Below are 26,289 nucleotides of genomic sequence, written 5' to 3' on the forward strand. Positions count from 1 at the left end.
ACATCGGTGATCACGACGACCGGGCTCACGGTCACCGGGGTGCCTGTCGTGCCCGTTGCGGTCGGGGTTGTCACGACCAGCGGCGCGATCGCGACCGGCACACCCAGCACGGTGACGGCCGTCGCCGCCGGCACACTGGTTTGGCCCTGATCATCGGTCACCGTGAACGTCACGGTCGTGATGCCTGCAGCACTCGAGGTGAGCGTGATCGACTGCAACAGCTGCTGATACGCCGCCACCGAGGCAGCACCAGTGAACGTCACCGATCCAGCGCCCGCGGTCGCGATCACACCGGACGGCAGGGTGCCGTAGTCCAATACCCCCGCGCCATCGACAGTCACCGTGGCCGAGGCCAACTGCGTCGAGTCCACATCGGTGATCACGACGACCGGGCTCACGGTCACCGGGGTGCCTGTCGTGCCCGTTGCGGTCGGGGTTGTCACGACCAGCGGCGCGATCGCGACCGGCACACCCAGCACGGTGACGGCCGTCGCCGCCGGCACACTGGTTTGGCCCTGATCATCGGTCACCGTGAACGTCACGGTCGTGATGCCTGCAGCACTCGAGGTGAGCGTGATCGACTGCAACAGCTGCTGATACGCCGCCACCGAGGCAGCACCAGTGAACGTCACCGATCCAGCGCCCGCGGTCGCGATCACACCGGACGGCAGGGTGCCGTAGTCCAATACCCCCGCGCCATCGACAGTCACCGTGGCCGAGGCCAACTGCGTCGAGTCCACATCGGTGATCACGACGACCGGGCTCACGGTCACCGGGGTGCCTGTCGTGCCCGTTGCGGTCGGGGTTGTCACGACCAGCGGCGCGATCGCGACCGGCACACCCAGCACGGTGACGGCCGTCGTCGCCGGGACACTGGTTTGGCCCTGATCGTCAGTCACGGTGAACGTGACGGTGTTGATGCCGGTGCTGCTGGAGGTCAGTGTGATCGACTGCAACAGCTGCTCGTACGCAGCCACCGAGGCAGCACCAGTGAACGTCACCGATCCAGCGCCCGCGGTCGCGATCACACCGGACGGCAAGGTGCCGTAGTCCAATACCCCCGCGCCATCGACAGTCACCGTGGCCGAGGCCAACTGCGTCGAGTCCACATCGGTGATCACGACGACCAGGCTCACGGTCACCGGGGTGCCTGCCGTGCCCGTTGCGGTCGGGGCCGTCACGACCAGCGGCGCCAACGCGACCGGCACACCCAAGACCGTGACCGCCGTCGTCGCCGGGACACTGGCTTGGCCCTGATCGTCAGTCACGGTGAACGTGACGGTGTTGATGCCGGTGCTGCTTGAGGTCAGTGTGATCGACTGCAGCAGCTGTTGATACGCCGCCACCGACGCAGCACCGGTGAAGGTCACCGAGTTCGTACCCGGTGTTGCAGTCACTCCGGACGGCAGGGCGCCATACCCCAGAACACCGGTGCCGGTGACAGACACCGTGGCCGAAACCAACTGGGTCGAATCCACATCAGTGATCACCACCACCGGGCTCACGGTGACCGCACCACCGGTAGAGCCCGCTGCGGTCGGCGCCGTCACCACCAACGGCGCAACCGCGACCGGCACACCCAACACCGTCACCACGGTCGCCGCCGGCACACTGCTCTCGCCCTGATCGTCAGTCACCGTGAACGTCACGGTCGTGATGCCTGCAGCACTGGAGGCCAGCGTGATCGACTGCAGCAACTGCTGATACGCCGCCACCGACGCAGCACCAGTGAACGTCACCGATCCAGAGCCCGCGGTCGCGATCACACCGGACGGCAAGGTGCCATACCCCAGAACACCGGTGCCATCGACAGACACCGTGGCCGAGGCCAGCTCTGTTGAATCGACATCGGTGATCACCACTACCGGGCTCACGGTGACCACACCACCGGTAGAGCCCGCCGCGGTCGGCGCCGTCACCACCAACGGCGCGATCGCGACCGGCACACCCAGCACGGTGACCACCGTCGTCGCCGGCACACTGCTCTGACCCTGGTCATCGGTCACCGTGAAGGTGACTGTGTTGATGCCGGTAGTGCTGGAGGTCAGAGTGATCGACTGCAGCAACTGCTGATACGCCGCCACCGACGCAGGACCGGTGAAGGTCACCGAGTTTGTACCCGGTGTCGCAGTCACACCCGACGGCAAGGTTCCGTAGCCCAACACCCCCGAGCCAGTGACAGACACCGTAGCCGAGGCCAACTGCGTCGAATCCACATCAGTGACCACCACCACCGGCGACACCGTCACCGGAGTGCCTGTCGCGCCCGCCGCAGTCGGCGCCGTCACCACCAACGGCGCAACCGCCACCGGCACACCCAACACCGTCACCACGGTCGCCGCCGGCACACTGGCCTGGCCCTGATCGTCAGTCACCGTGAATGTCACGGTCGTGATGCCTGCAGCACTCGAGGTCAGCGTGACCGACTGCAACAACTGCTCATACGCCGCCACCGACGCAGCACCAGTGAACGTCACCGAATTCGCATCAGGCGTCGCCGTCACACCCGACGGCAAGGTCCCGTACCCCAAAACACCCGTGCCACTGACAGACACCGTGGCCGAGGCCAACTGCGTCGAATCCACATCAGTGATCACCACTACCGGGCTCACGGTGATTGCACCACCGGTAGAGCCCGCTGCGGTCGGTGCCGTCACCACCAACGGCGCGACCGCCACCGGCACACCCAGAACAGTCACCGCTGTCGCAGATGGGGCGCTGGATTGCCCCTGATCGTCGGCCACTGTGAACGTCACCGTCACAATGGTCGTACTCGACGAAGTGAGCGTGACTGATTGCAGCAGTTGCTGATACGCCGCCACGGAAGCTGGTCCGGTAAACGTCACCGAGTTGGCACCGGGCGTCGCCGTCACCCCGCTGGGCAGCGTCCCGTAGTTCAGGGATCCGCCTGAACTGGTCACGGTGGCGGAAGCCAACTGGGTGGAATCGATGTCGGTGATCACGACGACGGACGACACCGTCACCGCGCTGCCGGCGGTACCGGCTGCGACAGGCGCGGTGACCACCAGCGGTGCAGCTGCCACCGGAGACGCAAGCACAGTGACGACCGTGGCCGACGGAACACTGGCCTGACCCTGGTCATCAGTGACCGTGAACGACACCGTCGTGATCCCCGCGTCGGATGAAGTCAGCGTGATCGACTGCAGCAGTTGCTCATACGTCGTCACCGATGCCGCACCCGTGAACGTCACCGAATTCGCACCCGCTGTCGCGGTCACCCCAATAGGCAGCGCACCGTAATTCAAGGATCCGCCTGAACTGGTCACGGTGGCGGAAGCCAACTGGGTGGAATCGATGTCAGTGATGCTGACGACCGGCGACACCGTCACCGGACCACCGGCCGTGCCGGCAGCCACCGGCGCCAGGACCACGAGCGGCGCAGCCGCAACCGGCAGACCCAACACCGTCACCACCGTGGTCGACGGAACACTGGCCTGACCCTGGTCATCGGTGACCGTGAACGACACGGACACAATCCCCACACTCGGAGAGGTCAACGTGACCGACTGCAGCAGTTGCTCATACGCCGTCACCGATGCCACACCCGTGAACGTCACCGAATTCGCGCTGGGAGTCGCCGTCACGCCGTTGGGTAGCGTTCCGTAGTTCAGCGAGACACCCGCTCCGGCCGACACACTGACTGTGGCCGACGCCAGGTCCGTCGAATCGATATCGGTGATCACCACTGCTGGGCTGACGGCGATGGCGCTGCCCTTCGTTCCAGCGGCAGTCGGGGCTGTCACCACCAGCGGAGCTGCGGCCAAGGCCACACCCAACATCGTCACGATGGTCGTCGCAAGTAGACTGCTCACGCCCTGAGCATCGGTCACTCCGAACGACACGCTCGCAATCCCGCTGTCGACCGACGTCACAGTGACCGACTGGAGCAACTGCTCATACGCATCAACAGAGGCTGCGCCGGTGAAGGTGACCGAGCCCAGTGCGGATGTCGCCGTAATGCCCTGAGGCAGAGGACCGTAGCCAAGAGTGAACCCTGGCGTGTCAGTGGTCACTGTCGCCGAGGACATATGCGTCGAGTCGATATCGGTGATGGCGACGATCGGTGACACGGTCGTCGCGGTGCCTGTGGTGCCGATCGCCGTCGGTGCCGTCACCACCAGCGGTGCGGCTGCCACCGGCAGCCCCACCAACGTCACGATCGTCGTCCCCGGCGTACTGGACTGGCCCTGATCATCGGTGACGCTGAAGGACACTGTCACTATTGCGGCGTTGGGCACCGTCAACGTAACCGACTGCAGCAACTGCTGATACGCCGCCACCGTCGCAGCTCCGGTGAAGGTCACGGAGTTGGCGCCGAGCGTCGCGGTCACGCCGTTGGGCAGCGGGTCCCACGCAAGGATTCCGCCGGCGCCACCCGAGACGCTCACCGTGGCCGATGCCAGCTGCGGCGAGTCGATGTCAGTGATGAGCACCACCGGTGACACGACTACGGAACTACCGGCCGTCCCCGACGCGAGCGGAGCGGTCACCACCAGTGGTGCGACGGCGGCAGGCGCAGCAAGCACCGTGACGATCGTGTTGGCAGGCGAGCTGACTTCGCCCAGTTCATCGGTGATCGTGAATGTCAGTGTTGCGATTCCGGTGGTCGTCGAGGTCAACGTGACGGATTGCAAGAGCTGCTGATAGGCCGCGATCGACGCCGCACCGCTGAAGGTAACCGAGCCTGGTCCCTGCGCGGCAGTCACTCCGTCGGGCAAAGCTCCGTACCCGAGCGACAAGCCTGCGATACCTGACGCACTCACTGTCGCCGAGGACATCTGAGCGGAGTCGAGATCGGTGACCACCACCACCGGCGACACCGCGACTGCACTCCCGGTGACGCCGGCCGCGATGGGCGCCGTCACCACCAGAGGCGCGACTGCCGGTGGCAGCCCCAAGACTGTCACGGCGGTGCCGGTGGGGACTGAGCTGCCTCCCTGGTCGTCGGTGACCGTGAACAGGACGGTCTTGATGCCGGTGCTTGATGAGGTCAAGGTGATCGTTTGCAACAGTTGCTGATATGTCGTTACCGACGCCAACCCCGTGAACATCACCGAGCCAGTGCCGGGTGTGGCTGTCACCCCGCTTGGCAGGGTCCCGTATCCGAGCGTGTCCCCAGCAGCGGGATCCTCAATATGGATTGTCGCGGAACTCAATTCGTCGGAATCGATGTCGGTGATCACTACCGCGGGCGATACGGTCACCGCAACCCCCGCCGTTCCCGCCGCGACGGGCGCGACAACCACTAATGGTGGAACCGCTACAGCCAGACCGACAACTGTGACCACGGTGGTGGACGGGACGCTGGTCTGGCCACGGTCGTCGGTGACGGTGAATGTGACGGTAGCAATCCGCGCGTCCGGTGACGTGAAGGTGACGGACTGGAGCAACTGCTGGTAGGACGCAATTGAGGCGCCACCCGTGAACGTGACCGAGCTTCCGCTCACCGTTGCGCTAACTCCACTGGGCAGCGTCCCATAGCTCAACGATCCGCCCGACGCGCTGACGGTCGCCGACGCCAGCTGGGTGGAATCGATATCGGTGATCGACACGGCGGGGCTGACCGTGACCGGACTACCCGACGTGCCCGCCGCCGCTGGGGCCGCCACGATGAGTGGCGCTGCCGCCACCGGCAACCCCACTACGGTCACGATCGTGGACGCCGGCACACTCGACTGCCCCTGATCATCAGTGACCGAGAACGACACGGTCGCGATAGCTGGGGAAGCCGACGTCAACGTGACCAATTGCAGCAGTTGCTGATACACCGACACCGACGCGGCACCGGTGAACGTCACCGAGTTCCCGCTCGGCGTCGCGGTCACCCCGCTGGGCAGCGTCCCGTAGCTCAACGATCCGCCCGACGTAGTGACGGTCGCCGAGGCGAGTTGAGTGGAGTCGATATCGGTGATGGCAACGACGGGCGACACCGTCACGGCACCACCAGCGGTGCCGGCCGCCACCGGCGCGGTGACCACCAGCGGTGCAGCCGCCACCGGCAACCCCAGCACCGTCACGATCGTGGATGCCGGCACACTCGACTGACCCTGATCATCAGTGACAATGAACGACACGGTCACAATCCCCGCACTCGGCGAGGTCAACGTGACCGATTGCAGCAGTTGCTGATACACCGACACCGACGCGGCACCGGTGAACGTCACCGAGCTCCCACCCGGCGTCGCGGTTACACCGCCGGGTAGTGTCCCATAGCTCAACGCTCCGCTCGAAGTAGCTACCGTTGCCGAGGCGAGTTGGGTGGAATCGATATCGGTGATCACCACCACCGGACTGACCGTGACCGCGCTGCCCGACGTGCCCGCCGTCACGGGCGCGCTGACAATGAGTGGTGCCGCCGCCACCGGCAACCCCACCACGGTCACAATCGTGGACGCCGGCACACTCGACTGCCCCTGATCATCAGTGACGGTGAAGGACACGGTCGCGATCCCCGCATCAGCCAAGGTCACGGTAACCGACTGCAGCAGTTGCTGATACGCCGCCACCGACGCGGCACCGCTGAACGTCACCGACCCGGAACCCGCTGTCGCCGTTACCCCGCTGGGCAGCGTCCCGTAGCTCAGGAATCCGCCTGACGTAGTGACGGTCGCCAAACCGAGTTGGGTGGAATCAATGTCGGTAATCAGCACAACCGGACTGACGGTGACCGCGCTACCCGACGTAACCGGCAACCCCAGCACGGTCACAATCGTCGTCGCCGGCACACTCGACTGACCCTGATCATCAGTGACGGTGAACGACACGGTCGCGATCCCCGCATCAGCCAAGGTCACGGTAACCGACTGCAGCAGTTGCTGATACGCCGCCACCGACGCCGCACCGGTGAACGTCACCGACCCGGAACCCGCTGTCGCCGTTACCCCGCTGGGCAGCGTCCCGTAGCTCAGCGATCCGCCTGACGTAGTGACGGTCGCCAAACCGAGTTGGGTGGAATCAATGTCGGTAATCAGCACAACCGGACTGACGGTGACCGCGCTACCCGACGTGCCTGTCGCTATGGGTGCGCTGACAATGAGTGGTGCCGCCGCCACCGGCAACCCCACCACGGTCACAATCGTGGACGCCGGCACACTCGACTGACCCTGATCATCAGTGACCGAGAACGACACCGTCTCGATAGCTGGGGAAGCCGATGTCAATGTAACCGATTGCAGCAGTTGCTGGTACGCAGTCACTGACGCGGCACCGGTGAACGTCACCGACCCAGAACCCGCCGTCGCCGTCACCCCACTCGGCAGCGCCCCATAGCTCAGAGAACCGCTCGAGGTAGTCACCGTTGCCGAGGCGAGTTGGGTGGAGTCGATGTCGGTGATGGCGACGACGGGCGACACCGTCACGGCAGCACCAGCGGTGCCGGCCGCCACCGGCGCCGCCACCACCAACGGTGCGGCCGCCACCGGCAACCCCAGCACGGTCACAATCGTCGTCGCCGGCACACTCGACTGACCCTGATCATCAGTGACGGTGAACGACACGGTCGCGATCCCCGCATCAGCCAAGGTCACGGTAACCGACTGCAGCAGTTGCTGATACGCCGCCACCGACGCCGCACCGGTGAACGTCACCGACCCGGAACCCGCTGTCGCCGTTACCCCGCTGGGCAGCGTCCCGTAGCTCAGCGATCCGCCTGACGTAGTGACGGTCGCCAAACCGAGTTGGGTGGAATCAATGTCGGTAATCAGCACAACCGGACTGACGGTGACCGCGCTACCCGACGTGCCTGTCGCTATGGGTGCGCTGACAATGAGTGGTGCCGCCGCCACCGGCAACCCCACTACGGTCACGATCGTGGACGCCGGCACACTCGACTGACCCTGATCATCAGTGACCGAGAACGACACCGTCTCGATAGCTGGGGAAGCTGAAGTCAACGTGACCGACTGCAGCAGTTGTTGATATCCAGCGATCGACGCACCACCGGTAAAGGTCACTGAGTTCCCGCTCGGCGTCGCGGTAACTCCGGCGGGTAGCGTCCCGTAGCTCAGAGACCCGCTCGACGTAGTCACCGTCGCCGACGACAACTGCGCCGAATCGACGTCAGTGATCACCACTACCGGACTGACCGTGACCGCGCTCCCAGCGGTGCCGGCCGCCACCGGCGCCGCCACCACCAACGGTGCAGCGGCGACCGGCAACCCCAGCACGGTCACAATCGTCGTCGCCGGCACACTCGCCTGCCCCTGATCATCAGTGACGGTGAACGACACGGTCGCGATCCCCGCACTCGGCGAAGTCAATGCGACCGATTGCAGCAGTTGCTGATACGCCGCCACCGACGCCGCACCGGTAAACGTCACCGACCCGGAACCCGCTGTCGCCGTTACCCCGCTGGGCAGCGTCCCGTAGCTCAGGGATCCGCCTGACGTAGTGACGGTCGCCGAGGCGAGTTGGGTGGAATCGATGTCGGTGATGGCGACGACGGGCGACACCGTCACGGCAGCACCAGCGGTGCCGGCCGCCACCGGCGCCGCCACCACCAACGGTGCGGCCGCCACCGGCAACCCCAGCACGGTCACAATCGTCGTCGCCGGCACACTCGACTGCCCCTGATCATCAGTGACGGTGAAGGACACGGTCGCGATCCCCGCACTCGGCGAAGTCAACGCGACCGATTGCAGCAGTTGCTGATACGCCGCCACCGACGCCGCACCGGTGAACGTCACCGACCCGGAACCCGCTGTCGCCGTTACCCCGCTGGGCAGCGTCCCGTAGCTCAGGGATCCGGCTGACGTAGTGACGGTCGCCGAGGCGAGTTGGGTGGAATCGATGTCGGTGATCGCCACAACTGGACTGGCGGTGACCGCGCTTCCAGCGGTGCCGGCCGCGACCGGCGCGGTCACTACCAAGGGTGCAGCCGTCACCGGCAACCCCAGCATGGTCACGATCGTGGACGCCGGCACACTCGACTGACCCTGATCATCGGCGACGGTGAACGATACCGTCACAATCCCCGCACTGGGCGAGGTGACCGTGATCGACTGCAGCAGTTGCTGATACATCGCCACCGACGCCGCACCGGTGAACGTGACCGACCCGGAACCCGCCGTCGCGGTCACCCCGCTGGGCAGCGCCCCATAGCTCAGTGATCCGCTCGAGGTAGTGACGGTCGCCGAGGCGAGTTGGGTGGAATCGATGTCGGTGATCGCCACCACCGGCGATACCGTCACGGAGCCGCCAGTGGGGCCGGCCGCCACCGGCGCCACCACCACCAACGGTGCAGCGGCGACGGGCGACCCGACCACGGTCACGATGGTGGTCGCGGGCACGCTGACCTGCCCCTGGTCATCGGTCACGGTGAACGACACGGTCGCGATGGCTGAGGTGGCTGAAGTCAACGTGACCGACTGCAGCAGTTGCTGATACGCCGCCACCGACGCCGCACCGGTGAACGTGACCGACCCGGAACCCGCTGTCGCGGTCACCCCGCTGGGCAGCGCCCCATAGCTCAGTGATCCGCTCGAGGTAGTGACGGTCGCCGAGGCGAGTTGGGTGGAATCGATGTCGGTGATCGCCACCACCGGCGATACCGTCACGGAGCCGCCAGTGGGGCCGGCCGCCACCGGCGCCACCACCACCAACGGTGCAGCGGCGACGGGCGACCCGACCACGGTCACGATGGTGGTCGCGGGCACGCTGACCTGCCCCTGGTCATCGGTCACGGTGAACGACACGGTCGCGATGGCTGAGGTGGCTGAAGTCAACGTGACCGACTGCAGCAGTTGCTGATACGCCGCCACCGACGCCGCACCGGTGAACGTGACCGACCCGGAACCCGCTGTCGCGGTCACCCCGCTGGGCAGCGCCCCATAGCTCAGTGATCCGCTCGAGGTAGTGACGGTCGCCGAGGCGAGTTGGGTGGAATCGATGTCGGTGATCGCCACCACCGGCGATACCGTCACGGAGCCGCCAGTGGGGCCGGCCGCCACCGGCGCCACCACCACCAACGGTGCAGCGGCGACGGGCAACCCGACCACGGTCACGATGGTGGTCGCGGGCACGCTGACCTGCCCCTGGTCATCGGTCACGGTGAACGACACGGTCGCGATGGCTGAGGTGGCTGAAGTCAACGTGACCGACTGCAGCAGTTGCTGATACGCCGCCACCGACGCCGCACCGGTGAACGTGACCGACCCGGAACCCGCTGTCGCGGTCACCCCGCTGGGCAGCGCCCCATAGCTCAGTGATCCGCTCGAGGTAGTGACGGTCGCCGAGGCGAGTTGGGTGGAATCGATGTCGGTGATCGCCACCACCGGCGATACCGTCACGGAGCCGCCAGTGGGGCCGGCCGCCACCGGCGCCACCACCACCAACGGTGCAGCGGCGACGGGCGACCCGACCACGGTCACGATGGTGGTCGCGGGCACGCTGACCTGCCCCTGGTCATCGGTCACGGTGAACGACACGGTCGCGATGGCTGAGGTGGCTGAAGTCAACGTGACCGACTGCAGCAGTTGTTGATACGCCGCCACCGACGCGGTGCCGGTGAACGTCACCGACCCGGAACCCGCTGTCGCGGTCACCCCGCTGGGCAGCCCCCCATAGCTCAGTGATCCGCTCGAGGTAGTCACTGTCGCCGAGGCGAGTTGGGTGGAATCGATGTCGGTGATCACCACCACCGGACTGACGGTGACCGCGCTACCCGACGTGCCTGCCGCCACGGGTGCGCTGACAATGAGTGGCGCTGCCGCGACCGGCAACCCGACCACGGTCACGATCGTGCTTGCCGGCACACTCGACTGACCCTGATCATCAGTGACAGTGAACGATACCGTCGCGATCCCCGCGCTGGGCGAGGTCAACGTGACCGATTGCAGCAGTTGCTGATACGCCGCCACCGACGCGGCACCGGTGAACGTCACCGAGTTCCCGCTCGGCGTCGCGGTCACCCCGCTGGGCAGCCCCCCATAGCTCAGCGATCCACCGGACGCACTGACCGTCGCCGACGACAGCTGCGTCGAATCGATATCGGTGATCATCACAACTGGACTGACGGTGACCGGACTGCCCGACGTGCCTGCCGCCACAGGGGCCGTCACGATGAGTGGTGCCGCAGCGACCGGCAACCCCAGAACGGTGACGATCGTCGTCGCGGGCACACTCGACTGCCCCTGGTCATCGGTCAGGGTGAACGACACCGTCGCGATAGCTGGGGAAGCTGAAGTCAACGTGACCGATTGCAGTAGTTGCTGATACGCCGCCACCGACGCGGCACCGGTGAACGTCACCGAGTTCCCGTTCGGCGTCGCGGTCACCCCGCTGGGCAGCGTCCCATAGCTCAGCGATCCGCCTGACGTGGTGACGGTCGCTGAGGAGAGTTGGGTGGAATCGATGTCGGTGATCACCACAACTGGACTGACGGTGACCGGGCTGCCCGACGCGCCCGCCGCCACAGGGGCCGTCACGATGAGTGGTGCCGCCGCAACCGGCAACCCCACCACGGTCACAATCGTGGACGCCGGCACACTCGACTGACCCTGATCATCAGTGACAGTGAACGATACCGTCGCGATCCCCGCACTCGGCGAGGTCAACGTGATTGATTGCAGCAGTTGCTGATACGCTGCCACCGACGTCACGCCCGTGAACATCACCGACCCCGCACCCGGCGTCGCCGTCACCCCGCTGGGCAGCGCCCCATAGCTCAGTGATCCGCTCGAGGTAGTCACCGTCGCCGAGGCGAGTTGGGTGGAATCGATGTCGGTGATCACCACAACTGGACTGACGGTGGCCGCGCTTCCAGCGGTGCCGGCCGCGACCGGCGCGGTCACTACCAATGGCGCCGCCGCCACGGGCAACCCGAGCACCGTCACCGCAGTAGCCACCGGAAGACCGCTCTGACCCTGGTCATCGGTCACGGTGAACGACACCGTCACAATCCCCGCACTGGGCGAGGTCAACGTGACCGACTGCAGCAGTTGCTGATACGCCGCCACCGACGCCGCGCCGGTGAACGTCACCGACCCCGCACCCGGCGTCGTCGTCACCCCACTGGGCAGCGTCCCATAGCTCAACGATCCGCCCGACGCACTCACGGTCGCCGAGGACAGCTGCGTCGAATCGATATCGGTGATCACCACCACCGGCGACACCGTCACCGCGCTACCCGACGTCCCCGCCGCCACCGGCGCCACCACCACCAACGGCGGCACCGAGAAACTCACCGCCGAGCTCCTCGAGTCCTGCCGCATCGACANCCCCACTGGGCAGCGTCCCATAGCTCAACGATCCGCCCGACGCGCTCACGGTCGCCGAGGACAGCTGCGTCGAATCGATATCGGTGATCACCACCACCGGCGACACCGTCACCGCGCTACCCGACGTCCCCGCCGCCACCGGCGCCACCACCACCAACGGCGGCACCGCCACCGGCAACCCGAGCACCGTCACCGCAGTAGCCACCGGAAGACTGCTCTGACCCTGGTCATCGGTGACGGTGAACGTCACTGTCTCGATCGCTGCCGAAGACGAGGTGACCGTGATCGACTGCAGCAGTTGTTGATACGCCGCCACCGACGCGGTGCCGGTGAACGTCACCGACCCCGCACCCGGCGTCGTCGTCACCCCACTGGGCAGCGTCCCATAGCTCAGTGATCCGCCCGACGCACTCACCGTCGCCGAGGACAGCTGCGTCGAATCGATATCGGTGATCACCACCACCGGCGACACCGTCACCGCGCTACCCGACGTCCCCGCCGCCACCGGTGTCACGACCACCAGCGGGGCGATGGCCGCAGGGAGTCCCACGGCAGTCACCACGGTCACCGCGGGCACGCTGCTGCCACCCTGGTTGTCGGTAACGGTGAAGGCAACCGAGTTGATGCCGACCTGGCTGCTCGTGAGCGTGACCGACTGCAGCAGTTGTTGATACGCCGCTACCGACGCCGCACCGGTGAACGTCACCGACCCCGCACCCGCTGTCGCCGTTACCCCGCTGGGCAGCGTCCCGTAGCTCAACGATCCGCCGGACGCACTCACCGTCGCCGAGGACAGCTGCGTCGAATCGATATCGGTGATCACCACCACCGGCGACACCGTCACCGCGCTACCCGACGTCCCCGCCGCCACCGGTGTCACGACCACCAGCGGGGCGATGGCCGCAGGGAGTCCCACGGCAGTCACCACGGTCACCGCGGGCACGCTGCTGCCACCCTGGTTGTCGGTAACGGTGAAGGCAACCGAGTTGATGCCGACCTGGCTGCTCGTGAGCGTGACCGACTGCAGCAGTTGTTGATACGCCGCTACCGACGCCGCACCGGTGAACGTCACCGACCCCGCACCCGCTGTCGCCGTTACCCCGCTGGGCAGCGTCCCGTAGCTCAACGATCCGCCGGACGCACTCACCGTCGCCGAGGACAGCTGCGTCGAATCGATGTCGGTGATCACCACCACCGGCGACACCGTCACCGGACTGCCCGTCGTGCCGACCGCGACGGGCGCTGTGACGATGAGAGGTGGCGCCGCGACGGGGAGCCCGACGAAGGTGACTGCCGTGCTCACGGGGATGCTCGTCTCCCCCTGGTCGTCGATCAGGGTGAACGTCACGGTCTTGATGCCGACGTTGGGCGATGTCAGCGTCACGGACTGCAGCACTTGCTGATACGCCGCCACGGACGCCAGCCCGGTGAAGGTCACTGATCCGCTGCCCACGGTCGCGGTGATGCCTGAAGGGAGGGAACCGTACCCGAGCACATCTCCGACTGTTGCGTCCTTCACGGCTACCGTGGCTGAGGACATCGTCTGCGAATCGAGGTCGGTGATCGACACGATCGGCGAGACGCGCACCGCGCTTCCGGCTGTGCCGATCGCCAAGGGAGCGACCACGAGGAGCGGCGGAATGGCGAGTACGACGATGGACGCAAGCCCCGACACGAGGCTTTGCACTCCGCTCTCGTCCTTGACGCTGATCGAGGCGATGCGGGGCACACCACCTTGCGTCGTGGAGAAGGACACTGCTTTCAGGGCAGCTTCGTACTGAGCAAGGGTGGCTGATCCGGAGAGCCTCAATGTCTTCGTTGCGGCGTCCCACTGGGCGATGACCGGATTCCCCAGCGGTGCTGTGTAACCGAGCACGTCGCCGCTCTGACCGTTCGTGAGCGTCACGGCGGCCGACGACAGCTTCGGCGAGTCGGGATCGGTGATGACCGCCGTGGACAGCACCTTGACCGGGTTGGACCCGACGATGTAGGTCGCAGCGCCGGTGGTCACCACGACGGGCGGCAGTTGAACGATCGGGGTGACGGTGACAGGCACGGTGACGGTGACATCGTCACGCTCGGCGATGCCGATCAGCCGGGCGAGTGCGTGAAAGATCGCTTCCACCCTGCCGATCGGGCCCCGCAAGTGCTCCGTGCCGTCGCTGATGACGACCTTGAAGCTGTCCTGCAGCGGGGTTCCGGTGACGACCGATGTCGGCGTGTAGACGAACTGGCCGGTCACCGGATCCCGGAAGACCAGGCCGTGCGCCGGCTGCACGATCGTGTATTTCAATGGGTCGCCGTTGGGGTCGTAGGCGTGCAGATCGACGAGCACCTGGCCGGTCACGATCTGGTGGCTGTCGATCGGGCCGTAGACCGGTGACTCGTTGAAGAAGGTGTGAACGATCTGCCGGCGAACCCACGCCAGGAGCGCGTCGAACCATGGCGCGGTGGCCGGTGCGTGCGGGTCGACGAACGGCGACACGACTCCGGATACCAGCGCGGTCATCACGTTGACGGTCTCTGTGTTCTCCCCTGCCGGGGTCGCCGAGGCCATGGGGACGGCCGCGGCCCGTGCCGGTGTCAGCGTCATCAGCACCGGATGCGCATCGCTCAGCCCGGGGTCCTCGTCCTGCGTGCCGCGAGCCGAGGCCGTGAGGCCAGGTTCGGCGGGGTCGTCGTCCGTCGGGGCGGAGACGCCCTCCGACACCGCGTCGGGCTCCGGCCCGGACGCGGCTGCGTCGCCGACCGACGTGGCGCGATCGGGGGCACCGGACGGTGCGGTCGGTACCGACGGGCTGACATCTGGATGCCCCCCGTCGTCCGACTCGGTGCTCGGCGTTTCGACGACGGGAGATTCGGTGACCGGGGCGTCGGTGACCGAATCATCCGTCGACTCGCTGCTTTCGGCGTCGGAGTCGGTGACCGACTCTTCCGACGGCTCGCTGGTGTCGGCCGGGGACCCGGTGTCCGGGTCGCCCGCTTCGTCTGCAGCGTCCGTGTCATCGTGCCCGGCTGTCCCGGTGTGATCGGTGTCGGATTGCTCCCCTCTGGAGGAGGTCTGTGCGTCGCGCCTGTCGGTGGAGTCCGCGTCATCGGAACTCGTGCGCGTGGAGGTGTCGGCACCTCCCGGCCCGGCGCCGGTGTCGTTGTCGGACTTCGGCCCCGACGAGGTGGCCGATGACTCGGTGTCGGCGTACGCGATGCCCGACGCGTGCGCGATCGCGAACCCGACCCCCAGCGAGACAGCGAGCGCCCCCACCCTGCCGATCGGCAGGCCGTACTTCGGCGCGACCCTGCGCGCATGTTTGGTGGAGGCGCCGCCCAGCAGGTGCCTGGCCGCCCAGAAATCCTGTTCAGGGCACGCGCTGTCCTTGCGGGCGGCGCGATGACGGGCGGGGGTTGCACACATACCGGTCCTCCATTTGCTGCGTGCTGGTCCCCCCCGGGTTTCTACGCACATGGTGAAATGCAGCACGAGCAGCAACAGGCGATGTCTGGACAGAAGTCAACCCGCCTCGCGCGTGCGCGAGCAATCGCAGAACCATCGCCGCCCCCGACAACTATCTGACTCATGCTGGTTAGCTGAACGCACGCGCGAGTTCGGTAATGAACGCTCAGCTAGGAAGAGGGTAGGTCACAAGGGTGATCAAGATCACGGGATTGCGGCAAATATTTGCGGCCGCAAATAATGGCAGTCGGGTGGCGTTCGAGATTGCTGGCAAGTTCCCAGATCACACACTGGAAAGGCGCCAGGAGACGAATCGGCGTTGGCGAAAAATTATTCGTGAGAAGGGAGCGAAAGCGCGCGCTGCCGACCACTTCCGTCCTTGTCAGCGAACCATCGCCGATACCGCATGATCGAACAGACAGTCAGGAAGGTGGCTGACCATCTGCATCTCTGCGCGCTCACCCACTGTTGCTTGATCTACCACGGCGGGCTGACCAGCGCGTAGCTGAGGAACGCCTGCGAGTCGCGCAGGCCCATCGATCGCGATGCCGGCTTGCCGTCGATCCGCGCGACACGTCTGAGGCCTTGACGCAGGCACGCGCCTCGGAGCCATTTGCGGAGCGTCGCGCGGCACATCGCGACCGCGCTGACGTCAGCTCAGTGCGGGGATGATTTCTTTCTCGAACGCTTCGACACCCGAGCGGTCGTACGCGGCCTCCGGGAAGTAGCAGATGATGTAGTCGCAGCCGAGGTCACGCAGCTTCTGCAATGCTTCGATGATTTGCTCAGGGGTACCACTGCCGGCCGCCGGCGAGCTCATCGAGTTCAGCATCGCGTCGGCTGCCGCGTCGCCCGTCAGCGCCCGGATTCGCGATCGCACACCGTTCAGGCGGTCCTGGACGTCGGCCTCGCTCGAGCCCACGACGACGTTGATGTTGGCCGACCGAACGATGGCCCCGAAGTCGGTGCCGACGTCGCGGCAATGGGCGGCGAGCACCTGCGATTTGTGGGCGAAGCCCTCCGGCTCCGACGTGAAATTGGTGTACTGGGCGTACTTCGCCGCGATACGCAGGGTGACTTTCTCACCACCACCGGCGACCCACAGCGGGATACCGCCCTTCTGCAGAGGTCGCGGCTCGACGATGGCCCCGTCCACCTGATAGTGCTTGCCCTCGAAACTGACGACGCCCTCTCGCCACGCGTCTCCCATGATCTGGACGCCCTCGTCGAGGCGGGCCAGCCGGACGCCGGCCGAGGGAAACCCGTATCCGTATGCCCGCCACTCGTGTTCGTACCAACCGCCACCGATGCCCATCTGAATTCGACCACCGGAGATGAGGTCGCAGGTCGCGGCGACCTTGGCCAGGTACACCGGGTTGCGGTAACTCATCGCGGTACACATCTGCCCCAGCTTGATACGCGACGTAGTCGCGGCGTAGGCAGCCATCAGCGACCACGCCTCGTGCGTTGCCTCCTTGGTCGGCATGGGAACGGTGTGGAAGTGGTCGTATACCCACAGGGAGTCCCAGATCCCGCCGTCGTCGGCGTAGGACGCCAGGTCGCGCATCACCCCCCACTGCTCACCGGGGTCGATTCCGACCAGATCGAGTCGCCAGCCTTGCGGGATGAACAGTCCGAAGCGCATGACCTCGACTCTAGGCCCGCGGATCACCGCCCGGGTGGAAGGCCGAGGCCGCCTGTCACTGTGCCGGGCGGCCGGCGAAGCAGGACCGGTAGTCACTCGGCGTCGTCTGCATCTGTCGCACGAAGTGGTAGCGAAAAGTGACCGGCGACTCGAAACCGACGCGGGCGCCGACCTGTTCGATCGAGAGGGAGGACGCCTCGAGCAGCGGCAGGCTCGCCTGTACGCGTTGCTCGATGAGCCACCGGATCGGGGTGGTTCCGGTGGCCTTGGCGAACTGGCGAAGGAAACTACGCCGCGACATCGCACACTGCGCGGCCAGTTCGTCAAGGGTGATCGGCGCGTCGAGATGCTCCAGCGCCCAGGCCATTCCCGCGGCGATACGGCCGTCGTCGGTGGCTTCGGGTACCGGCATCTCGATGTACTGCGCCTGACCGCCCGCGCGATGAGGGGCGATCACCAGCCGCCGCGCCACGTCGTTGGCGACGCTGACCCCGTGATCGGATCGCACGATGTGCAGACATAGATCCAGACCGGCGGCGCAGCCGGCGCTGGTCAGCACCCTTCCGTTGTCGACATAGAGAGGCGCGCGGTCGATCGTGATGTCCGGATAGCGCGCCTGCAGGGCGTCGGCATAGATCCAGTGCGTGGTGGCCGCGCGGCCGTCCAGGACGCCCGCGGCGGCCAGCGCGAACGCACCCGAGCAGATCGACACCAGCCGGGCCGCCCGACGATCCGCCGCCCGGATCGCCTCGATGAGCGCCGGGGAGACCGGTTCGTCGATGTCGCGCACGCTCGGGATCACCACCGTGTCCGCATCGGCCAGCGCTTCCAGCCCGTACGACGTGTGCACCGTCGCGCCGCCGAGCAGTCGCACCTCGGGCGTCTCGGCGCACAACCGCACCGAGTACCACGGACGGGCGATGCCCGCGGAGAACAGCGGGGACAGCTCTGTCATACCGAAGATCTCGGCGGCCAATCCTGATTCGAAACCGGTCATGCCGTCATAGGCGAGGATCGCGACGGTGTGCATGGCACTATCCTAACGAACAGTGGCCTCAGGGCCACTGTTGCGACGGACGTCGGTCGGGCAGCATCGAGACATGCTGTACACGAGACGCCGCCGGAAGATGTTTCGCCACAATGTCTTTTGCGTTCTGCGTGACGTTCTGGCCGGTGTCCATTCGGCTCATGGAGTGGCGCACGGCGTCACCCCACCTCGGGACTCAGCGGCCCGGGAACGTCGGACCCCGCGCCTACCCTGAGGCCATGGCCCTATCGAAAGACGAACGCGAGCACTTCCTGGCCGAGCCGCACGTCGCGGCGCTGTCGGTGTCCGCCGGTGACACCCGCGGACCCCTGACCGTGCCTATCTGGTACCAGTACAGTCCCGGCGGCGAGCCGTGGCTGCTCACCGGTGTCGACTCGCGCAAGGCCCGGCAGATCGAGGAGAAGGGATTCTTCTCGTTGATGGTCGAGCGCGTCGAGCCCACCACCCGCTACGTCGCCGTCGACGGCGCGGTGAGCCGGATCGAGCCCGGCACCGACGAGCAGTTGGTCGAGATGACCCACCGCTATCTCAGCGGCGAAGGCGCCGAACGGTACCTTCAGTTCGCCCGCGAGAACCTCGGCGCGAACGTCGCGATCTTCATGCAACCGCAGCACTGGCTGTCGTCGGACATGGGCTCGTTCTGACCCGACAACGCAGAATCCCCCGGAACCATTGCGATTCCGGGGGATTCCGAGCGATGACTAGCTGGTCAGCGACGACGGCGGGGTGAACCGCTCGCCGTACTTGGCCGCCAGTTCCTTGGCGCGGGCGACGAAGGCCTCCTTGCCGACACCGCCGGCTCCCTGGTAGCCGACGATGAACTGCGCCGAACCACCGGTGTAGGGCGGATAGCCGATACCCATGATCGAGCCGATGTTCGCGTCGGCGGTCGAGGTGAGAACGCCCTCGTCCAGGCACTTCTGGGTCTCGAGTGCCTCGGCGAACAGCATCCGGTCGATCATGTCCTGCAAGGGGATGTCTGCCTTGCCCGACCCGAAGGTGTCAGCCAGTCCCTCCCACAGGCCGGCGCGCTTGCCGTCGACGTACTCGTAGAAGCCCGCGCCCTTCAGGCGCGACGGACGGCCGATCTCGATCATCTTGTTCACGACGCCCTCGGCCGGGTGCGGCTCGTAAGTTCCGCCCGCGGCCTCGGTCGCCTTGCGGGTCTCGGTCGCGATCTTCTGCATGAGCTCGAGGTTGAGCTCGTCGGACAGCTGCAGCGGCGCCGCCGGGTAGCCGGCCTGCGAACCGGCCTGCTCGATGCTGGCCGGAGCGACACCCTCACCCAGCATCGCCAGCGCCTCGTTGACGAAGGTGCCGATGACACGGCTGGTGAAGAAACCGCGGCTGTCGTTGACCACGATCGGTGTCTTGCCGATGGCCAGCGTGTAGTCGAACACCCGGGCCAGGGCCTCGTCAGAGGTCTTCTCGCCCTTGATGATCTCGACCAGCGGCATCTTGTCGACCGGAGAGAAGAAGTGGATGCCGATGAAGTCCTCCTGGCGCTTCACGCCGGAGGCGAGACCCGTGATCGGCAGCGTGGAGGTGTTGGAACCCAGCAGTGCGTTGGGCTCGACGATGTCCTCGATCTCCTGGAACACCTTGTGCTTGAGTTCCTGGTTCTCGAAGACGGCCTCGACGACGAAATCGACACCCTTGAGGTCGGCCGGATCGGCGGTCGGGGTGATGCGGGCCAGCAGCGCGTCGGACTTCTCCTTCGTCGTGCGGCCCCGCTCGAGCGCCTTGGCTTCCAGCTTCTCCGAGTAGTTCTTGCCCTTGTCGGCGGCTTCCTGCGAAACATCCTTGAGCACAACGTCATACCCGGCCTTGGCCGAGACGTAGGCGATTCCGGCGCCCATCATGCCCGCGCCGAGGACGCCGATCTTGTTGATCTTGACCGGCTCGATGCCGTCGGGACGTGACGCGCCGCCGTTGATGGCCTGCAAGTCGAGGAAGAACGCCTGGATCATGTTCTTCGCGGTCTGACCCGTCACCAGCGAGGTGAAGTAACGGCTCTCGATCCTGGTGGCGGTGTCGAAATCCACCTGGGCACCCTCGACGGCGGCGTCGAGGATCGCCCGCGGCGCCGGCATCGGCGCACCCTTGAGCTGCTTGCGCAGCAGCGCGGGGAACGACGGCAGGATGGCCGCGAGCGCCGGGTGCGACGGGGTGCCGCCGGGCATCTTGTAGCCCTTCTGGTCCCACGGCTGGGTGTGCGCCTCGGGATTCGCCTTGATCCACGCCTTGGCGGCGGGCACCAATTCGTCGGTGCTGCCGACCAGTTCGTCGACCAAGCCGATCTCCTTGGCCTTGCCCGGCTTGAAGCGGGTGCCCTGGCTCAGGATCTCCATGAAGGCCTTCTGGATGCCGAACATCCGGACCGTGCGGGCGACGCCGCCGCCACCGGGCAGCAGACCCAGGGTGACCTCAGGCAGGCCGATGACGACTCCCTTGACGTCGGCCGCGATGCGGTGATGACACGCCAGTGCGATCTCCAGGCCGCCGCCGAGGGCGGCGCCGTTGATCGCCGCGACGACGGGCACTCCGAGCGTCTCCAGCGTGCGCAGGTCGGCCTTGATGAACTCGACCTCGGCGAACGACTCGGCGGCGTTCTCCGGGCCGACCTTCATCATGCCCTTGAGGTCACCGCCGGCGAAGAAGGTCTTCTTCGCGCTGGCGATCACCACGCCGGTGATCGAATCCTTTTCCTGCACAAGCCGTTCGACGGCGTTGTGCATGGACTCCTTGTAGTGCTCGTTCATCACGTTGGCCGAGCCCGTCGGGTCGTCCAGCGTCAGGGTGACGATGCCGTCGGCGTCTTTGTCCCACTGAATGGTGTTCTCTGCCATGGTTCTCAGGCCTCTCAGACTCGCTCGATGATGGTGGCCACGCCCATGCCGCCGCCGATGCACAGCGTGATCAGCGCACGCCGCGCGTTGCGTCGCTCGAGCTCGTCGACCATCGTTCCGGTGATCATGGCGCCGGTGGCGCCCAGCGGGTGGCCCATCGCGATGGCGCCACCGTTGACGTTGAGCTTCTCGTCGGGGATGTTCAGATCCTTCTGGAACTTCAGCACCACCGAGGCGAACGCCTCGTTCAGCTCGAACAGATCGATGTCATCGACGGTCAGGCCGGCACGATCGAGCACCTTCTTGGTGGCCGGCGTCGGGCCGGTCAGCATGATGACGGGGTCGGCACCGGACGTCGCGGTGGCGACGATGCGGGCACGCGGGGTCAGCCCCTGCGACTGGCCGGCCTTTTCACTCCCGATGAGCACCAGCGCCGCACCGTCGACGATGCCCGAGCTGTTGCCGCCCGTGTGGACGTGGTTGATCTTTTCGACGTAGTGGTACTTCTGCAGCGCCACGTCGTCGAAGCCGCCCATCGCGCCGATGCCGTCGAACGCGGTCTTCAGCTTGGCCAGACCCTCGAGGGTGGTGTCGGGGCGCATGTGCTCGTCATGGTCGAGGACGACCAGGCCGTTCTGGTCCTTGACCGGCACGACGGACTTGGCGAAGTAGCCGCCCGACCACGCGGCGGCCGCCTTCTGCTGGCTGCGCAGCGCGTAGGCGTCGACGTCGTCGCGAGAGAAGCCCTCGATGGTGGCGATCAGGTCGGCGCCGATGCCCTGCGGCACGAAACCGATGCGGTAGTTCGTCTCGGGGTCACTGGCCCAGGCGCCGCCGTCGGAGCCCATCGGAACGCGGCTCATCGACTCCACGCCGCCGGCCAGCACCAGGTCGTCCCAGCCCGAACGCACCTTCTGCGCGCCCAGGTTGACCGCTTCCAGGCCCGAGGCGCAGAACCGGTTGAGCTGGAACCCGCCGGTGGTCTCGGGCAGCTTCGCCACCAGCGCGGCGGTGCGGGCGATGTCGCCGCCCTGGTCGCCGACGGGCGAGACGACACCGAGGATGACGTCGCTGATCAGCGACTCGTCGAGGTCAGGGTGGCGAGACCGGATCTCGTCGATCAGGCCGACGACGAGGTTGACGGGCTTGATCTCGTTGAGCGATCCGTTGCGCTGCTTGCCGCGCGGGGTGCGGATCGCCTCATAAATGAAGGCATCTTCGGACATGTGCTCTCCAGGTCCTGTTCAGGTTGGGGGCCGCGGTGGTCCCATGACGGGACCCGCGGGGAGGCTGCTCCTCTAGCGGCATGCTAGCAGCCTCGCCCAACCGCTTGGTTGGGCCGCCCTCTGAAGCCAGGACGAGCAGACACGAACTCGCGCGATCCGGGATCAGATCACGCGAGTTCCTGTCTGCTCGCGGAGAGAAGTGCTAGCTGGCTGAGCCTTCGGTGTCGTCGAAGAACGACCACTCGCCGTCGTGCTCGACTTCCATGCGCCACCCCAACTCGGAGTTGTCCGCACGCTGATCGACGAACCAGGCGTGGGCGTCTTCGGCGCTCTCGATGTCCTTGGTTTCGACGATGTCGCCCTTGGGGTTGAGCACGCGGTAGGTAGCCATGGCGGAGGTGTTTCCCGCCCACGACCACTTCACACCTACGCCGAGCGGGGCGTCACCAATTCGTCCAACGTGGGGTAGTCGATGTAGCCCGCCGGCCCCGGGGCGTAGAACGTCGCCACGTCAGGCTCGTTGAGTTCGGCGCCGGCGGTCAGCCGAGTCACCAGGTCCGGGTTCGCGAGGAAGGCCCGCCCGACGGCGGCCGCACTGATCACGCCCCACTCGGCGAGGTTCTCCAGCATCGCGAAGTCGGTGTCGACGGTGCGCGGGGTGTTGAGCACCAGCGTGCCGTCCCACTGCGTGCGCAGCGCCGCGAACGCCGGCGCCGATGGCTCGCTCACGATGTGCAGATAGGCGATCTTCAGCGAGGAGATCCGGCACAGCAGCAACTCGTAAGCGCTCACCTGATCGATTTCGTGCATGTCGCCGGCGCCGTTCCCGGGCGAAATCCGCAGCCCGACGCGGTCGGCGCCGATCTCGTCAGCGACGGCCTCCACGACCTCGGCGGCGAAGCGGGCCCGGTTCTCCGGGGAGCCGCCGTAGACGTCGGTGCGCTGGTTGACGACGTCGGACAGGAACTCGTGGAGCAGATAGCCGTTGGCAGAATGGATTTCGACGCCGTCCATGCCGGCGTCGATCGCACGGCGGGCCGCGGAGCGGAATTGACCGACGATCTCGGCGATCTCACTGACGGTCAGTGCGCGCGGCACGGGCAGCGGCTTCTTCCCCGTAGGCGTGTGCGTCACCAGGTCGGCGGCGATCGGCGAGGGCCCCACCGCTTCGAACCCGCTGATGTCGGGGTGTGCCATCCGTCCGACATGCCACAACTGCACGAACATCTTTCCGCCCGCCCGGTGCACGGCCGAGGCGATCTCCGCCCACTTGTCCTGCTGCCGGTCGGTGTAGATGCCGGGAGTGTTCATGTAGGCGCCGTTGGCCTGTTCGCAGACCGCGGTCGCCTCGCTGATGATGAGCCCCGCCGCGGCGCGCTGCGCGTAATACTCCGCCGCCAGCGACGACGGCGTGCCGTCGGCGTCGGCGCGTGATCGGGTCAGGGGCGCCATGAAGAGACGGTTGGCGACGCTCACTGCACCGACGGTGCTGGGCTGCAGGAGTGCGGACTGTTCGCCGAGGGTGAAGGTCATGCTGGACTCAAGCGCACCGACGGGGCGGTTCATTCCCGAGGCGATGCGTCGCGTCAGTCGCCGACGACAGCGCTGACCCGGATCTCGACGCGCATCCCGTTCGCCGCAAGCGCGCTGACACCGGTCGCCGTCCAGATCGGCATGCGCTCGGGCATCCACGTCCGCAACTGATCGACCATGACCTCGGCGTGCACCGGATCGATCGCCGCGCCTGCACTGGCCACGTGATAGGAGTTCACGTGCACGACGTCCTGCCAGCTCGCACCCGCCGCGGCGAGCGTGCGTTCCACGTTCTCGAACGCTCGGGCGATCTCGTCTGCCAGGGACTCGGGGAAGTTCAGGTCGTCGTCCCAGCCGCCCTGGCCCGAGATCTCGACGCGGTCGCCGATCCGGACCGCCTGGCTGTAGTGCCGCGTGTCGCGGAACATCTCGCCGTAGCCGGGGGTGACGAAGAACTCGACATCGGACATGGGCTGACCTTTCGTTGATTACTTCATGCTTGAACTGACCATAACACTCAATCACTTCATGCGTGAAGTTATTCCGCGCGAGCACTTCCGAGGGAAAACCTGCCGGTGGCCGATACGCTCCGAAGATGGCACCGAGCAAGGATCCGACCTGGCTGAACGGGAACGAGAAAGAGGCGTGGACGGGCCTGGTCTCGCTCATGCTGCTTCTCCCCGGCAAGCTCGAGGCTCCGTTGCGCGACGTGGATCTGACCCTGTTCGAATACCTCACGCTGAGCCATCTGTCCGAGGCGCCGGATCGCCGAATCCGCATGAGTGAGTTGGCGTTTCTGACCAACGGGTCGCTGTCTCGGCTGTCCAACGTGGTGAAACGCTTCGAGCAGCGCGGGTGGGTGACCCGTTCGACCGACCCCGATGACGGCCGCTACACGCTGGCCCATCTGACCGAGGACGGTTATCGCCTCGTGGTCGAGGCCGCGCCGATTCACGTGCGCGCCGTCCGGGAACTGGTGCTCGATCCGCTCTCCCCCACCGATCTGCGAGCGCTGGCGCGCATCGCGGACAAACTGCGTGTGGTCCACCCCAACCTCGAGAAGGCTCCACGGGACGGACGGCGGTCGTGACCGCAGCACACCGCGTCGATGTCATCGTGATCGGCGGCGGCATCGTCGGACTCGCGACCGCGTGGAAGATCCAGCAACGCCGTCCCGGAGTGTCGGTCGCGGTTCTGGAGAAGGAGCCCGGCGTGGCCCAGCACCAGACGGGCCACAACAGCGGCGTCATCCACTCGGGCATCTATTACGAACCCGGCAGCCTCAAAGCCACCCTCTGCAAGCGCGGCGCCCAGGAGACCAAGGACTTCGCCACGGCACACGGCATCCCGTTTCGCACGACCGGCAAACTGCTGGTCGCGACCGACGAAACAGAGCACGGGCGCATGCTGGCCCTCCACGAGCGTGCCCTGGTCAACGGCCTCGACGTGCGACTCGTGGACGCTGCCGAACTGCGGCGCGCCGAGCCCCACATCCGCGGGCTCGGCGCCATCGAGGTGTCCACCACAGGCATCATCGACTACGCGCGCGTCTGCGAAACCCTGGCGGCCCTGGTTGTCGCGGCCGGCGGCGAGGTGGTGACCGGCACGACGGTCACGGATGTCCACGAAGCGGCCACCGAGGTCGTCGTGGACACCGAAGCCGGCATCTGGCGCGCAGAGCGCCTCGTCGCCTGCGCGGGGCTGCAGGCTGATCGCATCGCCGCGATGGCCGGTATCGACGTCGACGTGCGGATCATTCCGTTCCGGGGTGAGTATTACTCGCTGCCGCCGTACCGCGCGGACCTCGTCGCGCGCCTCATCTATCCGATTCCGGATCCGGCCCTGCCGTTCCTCGGAGTGCACCTCAGCCCGACTATCGACGGCGGAATCACCGTGGGCCCCAACGCCGTTCTCGGGTTTTCGCGCGAGGACTATCGGAAAGGCGCCGTGAAAGTGCGCGATGTGCTCGATTATGCGCGTTATCCGGGGATGTGGCGGGTCGCGCGGGCCAACGTGCGCACCGGAATCCACGAGATGAAGAATTCGCTGTTCAAGCGCGGATATCTCGCCGAATGCCAGAAGTACTGTCCCGAACTGCAATTGAGCGATCTTCTGCCCCGCGAAGCGGGGATCAGAGCTCAGGCTGTCCGTCGGGACGGGACGCTGGTGCACGACTTCCTGCTGGAGAGGACGCCCCGCAGCATCCATGTGCTGAATGCACCGTCGCCGGCGGCGACGTCGGCACTCCCGATCGGTCAGACCCTGGCCGAGGGGCTCCTGCCGTAGGGGTCGCGACGAGCT

The 26,289-nt window shown here is 66.4% G+C and carries 12 protein-coding genes and 1 pseudogene; 4 read left to right on the top strand and 9 right to left on the bottom strand.

The features are described from left to right. Both MCHLDSM_RS38695 and MCHLDSM_RS40600 read right to left on the bottom strand, forming a co-directional pair. Positions 1-12,122, bottom strand: a 12,122-nt coding sequence (locus MCHLDSM_RS38695; RefSeq protein WP_412178268.1) for a beta strand repeat-containing protein, incomplete at its 3' end; no start/stop codon positions are given. A gap of 114 nt (positions 12,123-12,236) precedes the next feature. After that, positions 12,237-15,699 (bottom strand): annotated as a pseudogene (locus MCHLDSM_RS40600) (Ig-like domain-containing protein); the annotation flags it as partial. Positions 15,700-15,881: 182 nt separating this feature from the next. Between MCHLDSM_RS40600 and MCHLDSM_RS37935 the strand changes: the two are divergent. Further along, entirely contained in the window at positions 15,882-16,097 is a 216-nt protein-coding gene (locus MCHLDSM_RS37935; RefSeq protein ID WP_131722718.1) for a hypothetical protein, read from the top strand. Positions 16,098-16,339: 242 nt separating this feature from the next. Here MCHLDSM_RS37935 and MCHLDSM_RS33215 read toward each other — a convergent pair whose 3' ends face one another. Both MCHLDSM_RS33215 and MCHLDSM_RS33220 read right to left on the bottom strand, forming a co-directional pair. Further along, a complete protein-coding gene (locus MCHLDSM_RS33215; RefSeq protein WP_048473924.1) occupies positions 16,340-17,332 on the bottom strand; it encodes an LLM class F420-dependent oxidoreductase in 993 nt (330 codons plus the stop codon). Positions 17,333-17,387: 55 nt separating this feature from the next. Then, a complete protein-coding gene (locus tag MCHLDSM_RS33220) occupies positions 17,388-18,362 on the bottom strand; it encodes a helix-turn-helix domain-containing protein (protein ID WP_048473925.1) in 975 nt (324 codons plus the stop codon). A gap of 236 nt (positions 18,363-18,598) precedes the next feature. On the opposite strand from MCHLDSM_RS33220, the gene MCHLDSM_RS33225 reads away from it, so the two are divergent. Then, positions 18,599-19,024 (top strand): pyridoxamine 5'-phosphate oxidase family protein, encoded by a 426-nt coding sequence (locus MCHLDSM_RS33225; protein WP_048473926.1) that lies wholly within the window; start codon positions 18,599-18,601, stop codon positions 19,022-19,024. Between the two features lie 57 nt (positions 19,025-19,081). On the opposite strand, the gene MCHLDSM_RS33230 is transcribed toward MCHLDSM_RS33225, so the two are convergent. The 5 genes from MCHLDSM_RS33230 to MCHLDSM_RS33250 all read right to left on the bottom strand — a co-directional run bounded on the left by MCHLDSM_RS33230 (position 19,082) and on the right by MCHLDSM_RS33250 (position 24,458). Continuing rightward, a complete protein-coding gene (locus MCHLDSM_RS33230; protein ID WP_048473927.1) occupies positions 19,082-21,229 on the bottom strand; it encodes a 3-hydroxyacyl-CoA dehydrogenase NAD-binding domain-containing protein in 2,148 nt (715 codons plus the stop codon). Positions 21,230-21,243: 14 nt separating this feature from the next. Beyond that, positions 21,244-22,455: an acetyl-CoA C-acetyltransferase gene (locus tag MCHLDSM_RS33235; protein ID WP_048420872.1), complete on the bottom strand. Its 1,212-nt coding sequence runs from the start codon at positions 22,453-22,455 to the stop codon at positions 21,244-21,246. Positions 22,456-22,657: 202 nt separating this feature from the next. Beyond that, positions 22,658-22,846 carry a hypothetical protein gene (locus MCHLDSM_RS33240; RefSeq protein WP_048474194.1) on the bottom strand — a complete coding sequence of 63 codons (189 nt, stop codon included), beginning with the start codon at positions 22,844-22,846 and terminating at the stop codon, positions 22,658-22,660. Positions 22,847-22,881: 35 nt separating this feature from the next. Next, positions 22,882-23,988 (bottom strand): alkene reductase, encoded by a 1,107-nt coding sequence (locus MCHLDSM_RS33245; protein WP_048474195.1) that lies wholly within the window; start codon positions 23,986-23,988, stop codon positions 22,882-22,884. Between the two features lie 53 nt (positions 23,989-24,041). Continuing rightward, positions 24,042-24,458 (bottom strand): Rid family hydrolase, encoded by a 417-nt coding sequence (locus MCHLDSM_RS33250; protein ID WP_048473928.1) that lies wholly within the window; start codon positions 24,456-24,458, stop codon positions 24,042-24,044. A 125-nt stretch (positions 24,459-24,583) separates the two neighbouring features. Here MCHLDSM_RS33250 and MCHLDSM_RS33255 point away from each other — a divergent pair, with 125 nt between their 5' ends. Both MCHLDSM_RS33255 and lhgO read left to right on the top strand, forming a co-directional pair. Further along, a complete protein-coding gene (locus MCHLDSM_RS33255) occupies positions 24,584-25,078 on the top strand; it encodes a MarR family winged helix-turn-helix transcriptional regulator (RefSeq protein ID WP_048473929.1) in 495 nt (164 codons plus the stop codon). A gap of 26 nt (positions 25,079-25,104) precedes the next feature. Next, entirely contained in the window at positions 25,105-26,274 is a 1,170-nt protein-coding gene (gene lhgO / locus MCHLDSM_RS33260) for an L-2-hydroxyglutarate dehydrogenase (protein ID WP_234714268.1), read from the top strand. The last annotated feature ends 15 nt before the right edge of the window (positions 26,275-26,289 follow it).

Source organism: Mycolicibacterium chlorophenolicum (assembly GCF_001044235.1).
GTDB classification, from domain to species: domain Bacteria; phylum Actinomycetota; class Actinomycetes; order Mycobacteriales; family Mycobacteriaceae; genus Mycobacterium; species Mycobacterium chlorophenolicum.

Bases quoted from the DNA above. Each gene is read 5' to 3' on its own strand.
- MCHLDSM_RS33215 (WP_048473924.1), bottom strand. From the start codon at position 17,332: ATGCGCTTCGGACTGTTCATCCCGCAAGGCTGGCGACTCGATCTGGTC.
- MCHLDSM_RS33255 (WP_048473929.1), top strand. From the start codon at position 24,584: ATGGCACCGAGCAAGGATCCGACCTGGCTGAACGGGAACGAGAAAGAG.
- MCHLDSM_RS33245 (WP_048474195.1), bottom strand. From the start codon at position 23,988: ATGACCTTCACCCTCGGCGAACAGTCCGCACTCCTGCAGCCCAGCACC.
- MCHLDSM_RS33250 (WP_048473928.1), bottom strand. From the start codon at position 24,458: ATGTCCGATGTCGAGTTCTTCGTCACCCCCGGCTACGGCGAGATGTTC.
- MCHLDSM_RS33220 (WP_048473925.1), bottom strand. From the start codon at position 18,362: ATGCACACCGTCGCGATCCTCGCCTATGACGGCATGACCGGTTTCGAA.
- MCHLDSM_RS33225 (WP_048473926.1), top strand. From the start codon at position 18,599: ATGGCCCTATCGAAAGACGAACGCGAGCACTTCCTGGCCGAGCCGCAC.
- MCHLDSM_RS33240 (WP_048474194.1), bottom strand. From the start codon at position 22,846: ATGGCTACCTACCGCGTGCTCAACCCCAAGGGCGACATCGTCGAAACC.
- MCHLDSM_RS33230 (WP_048473927.1), bottom strand. From the start codon at position 21,229: ATGGCAGAGAACACCATTCAGTGGGACAAAGACGCCGACGGCATCGTC.
- MCHLDSM_RS33235 (WP_048420872.1), bottom strand. From the start codon at position 22,455: ATGTCCGAAGATGCCTTCATTTATGAGGCGATCCGCACCCCGCGCGGC.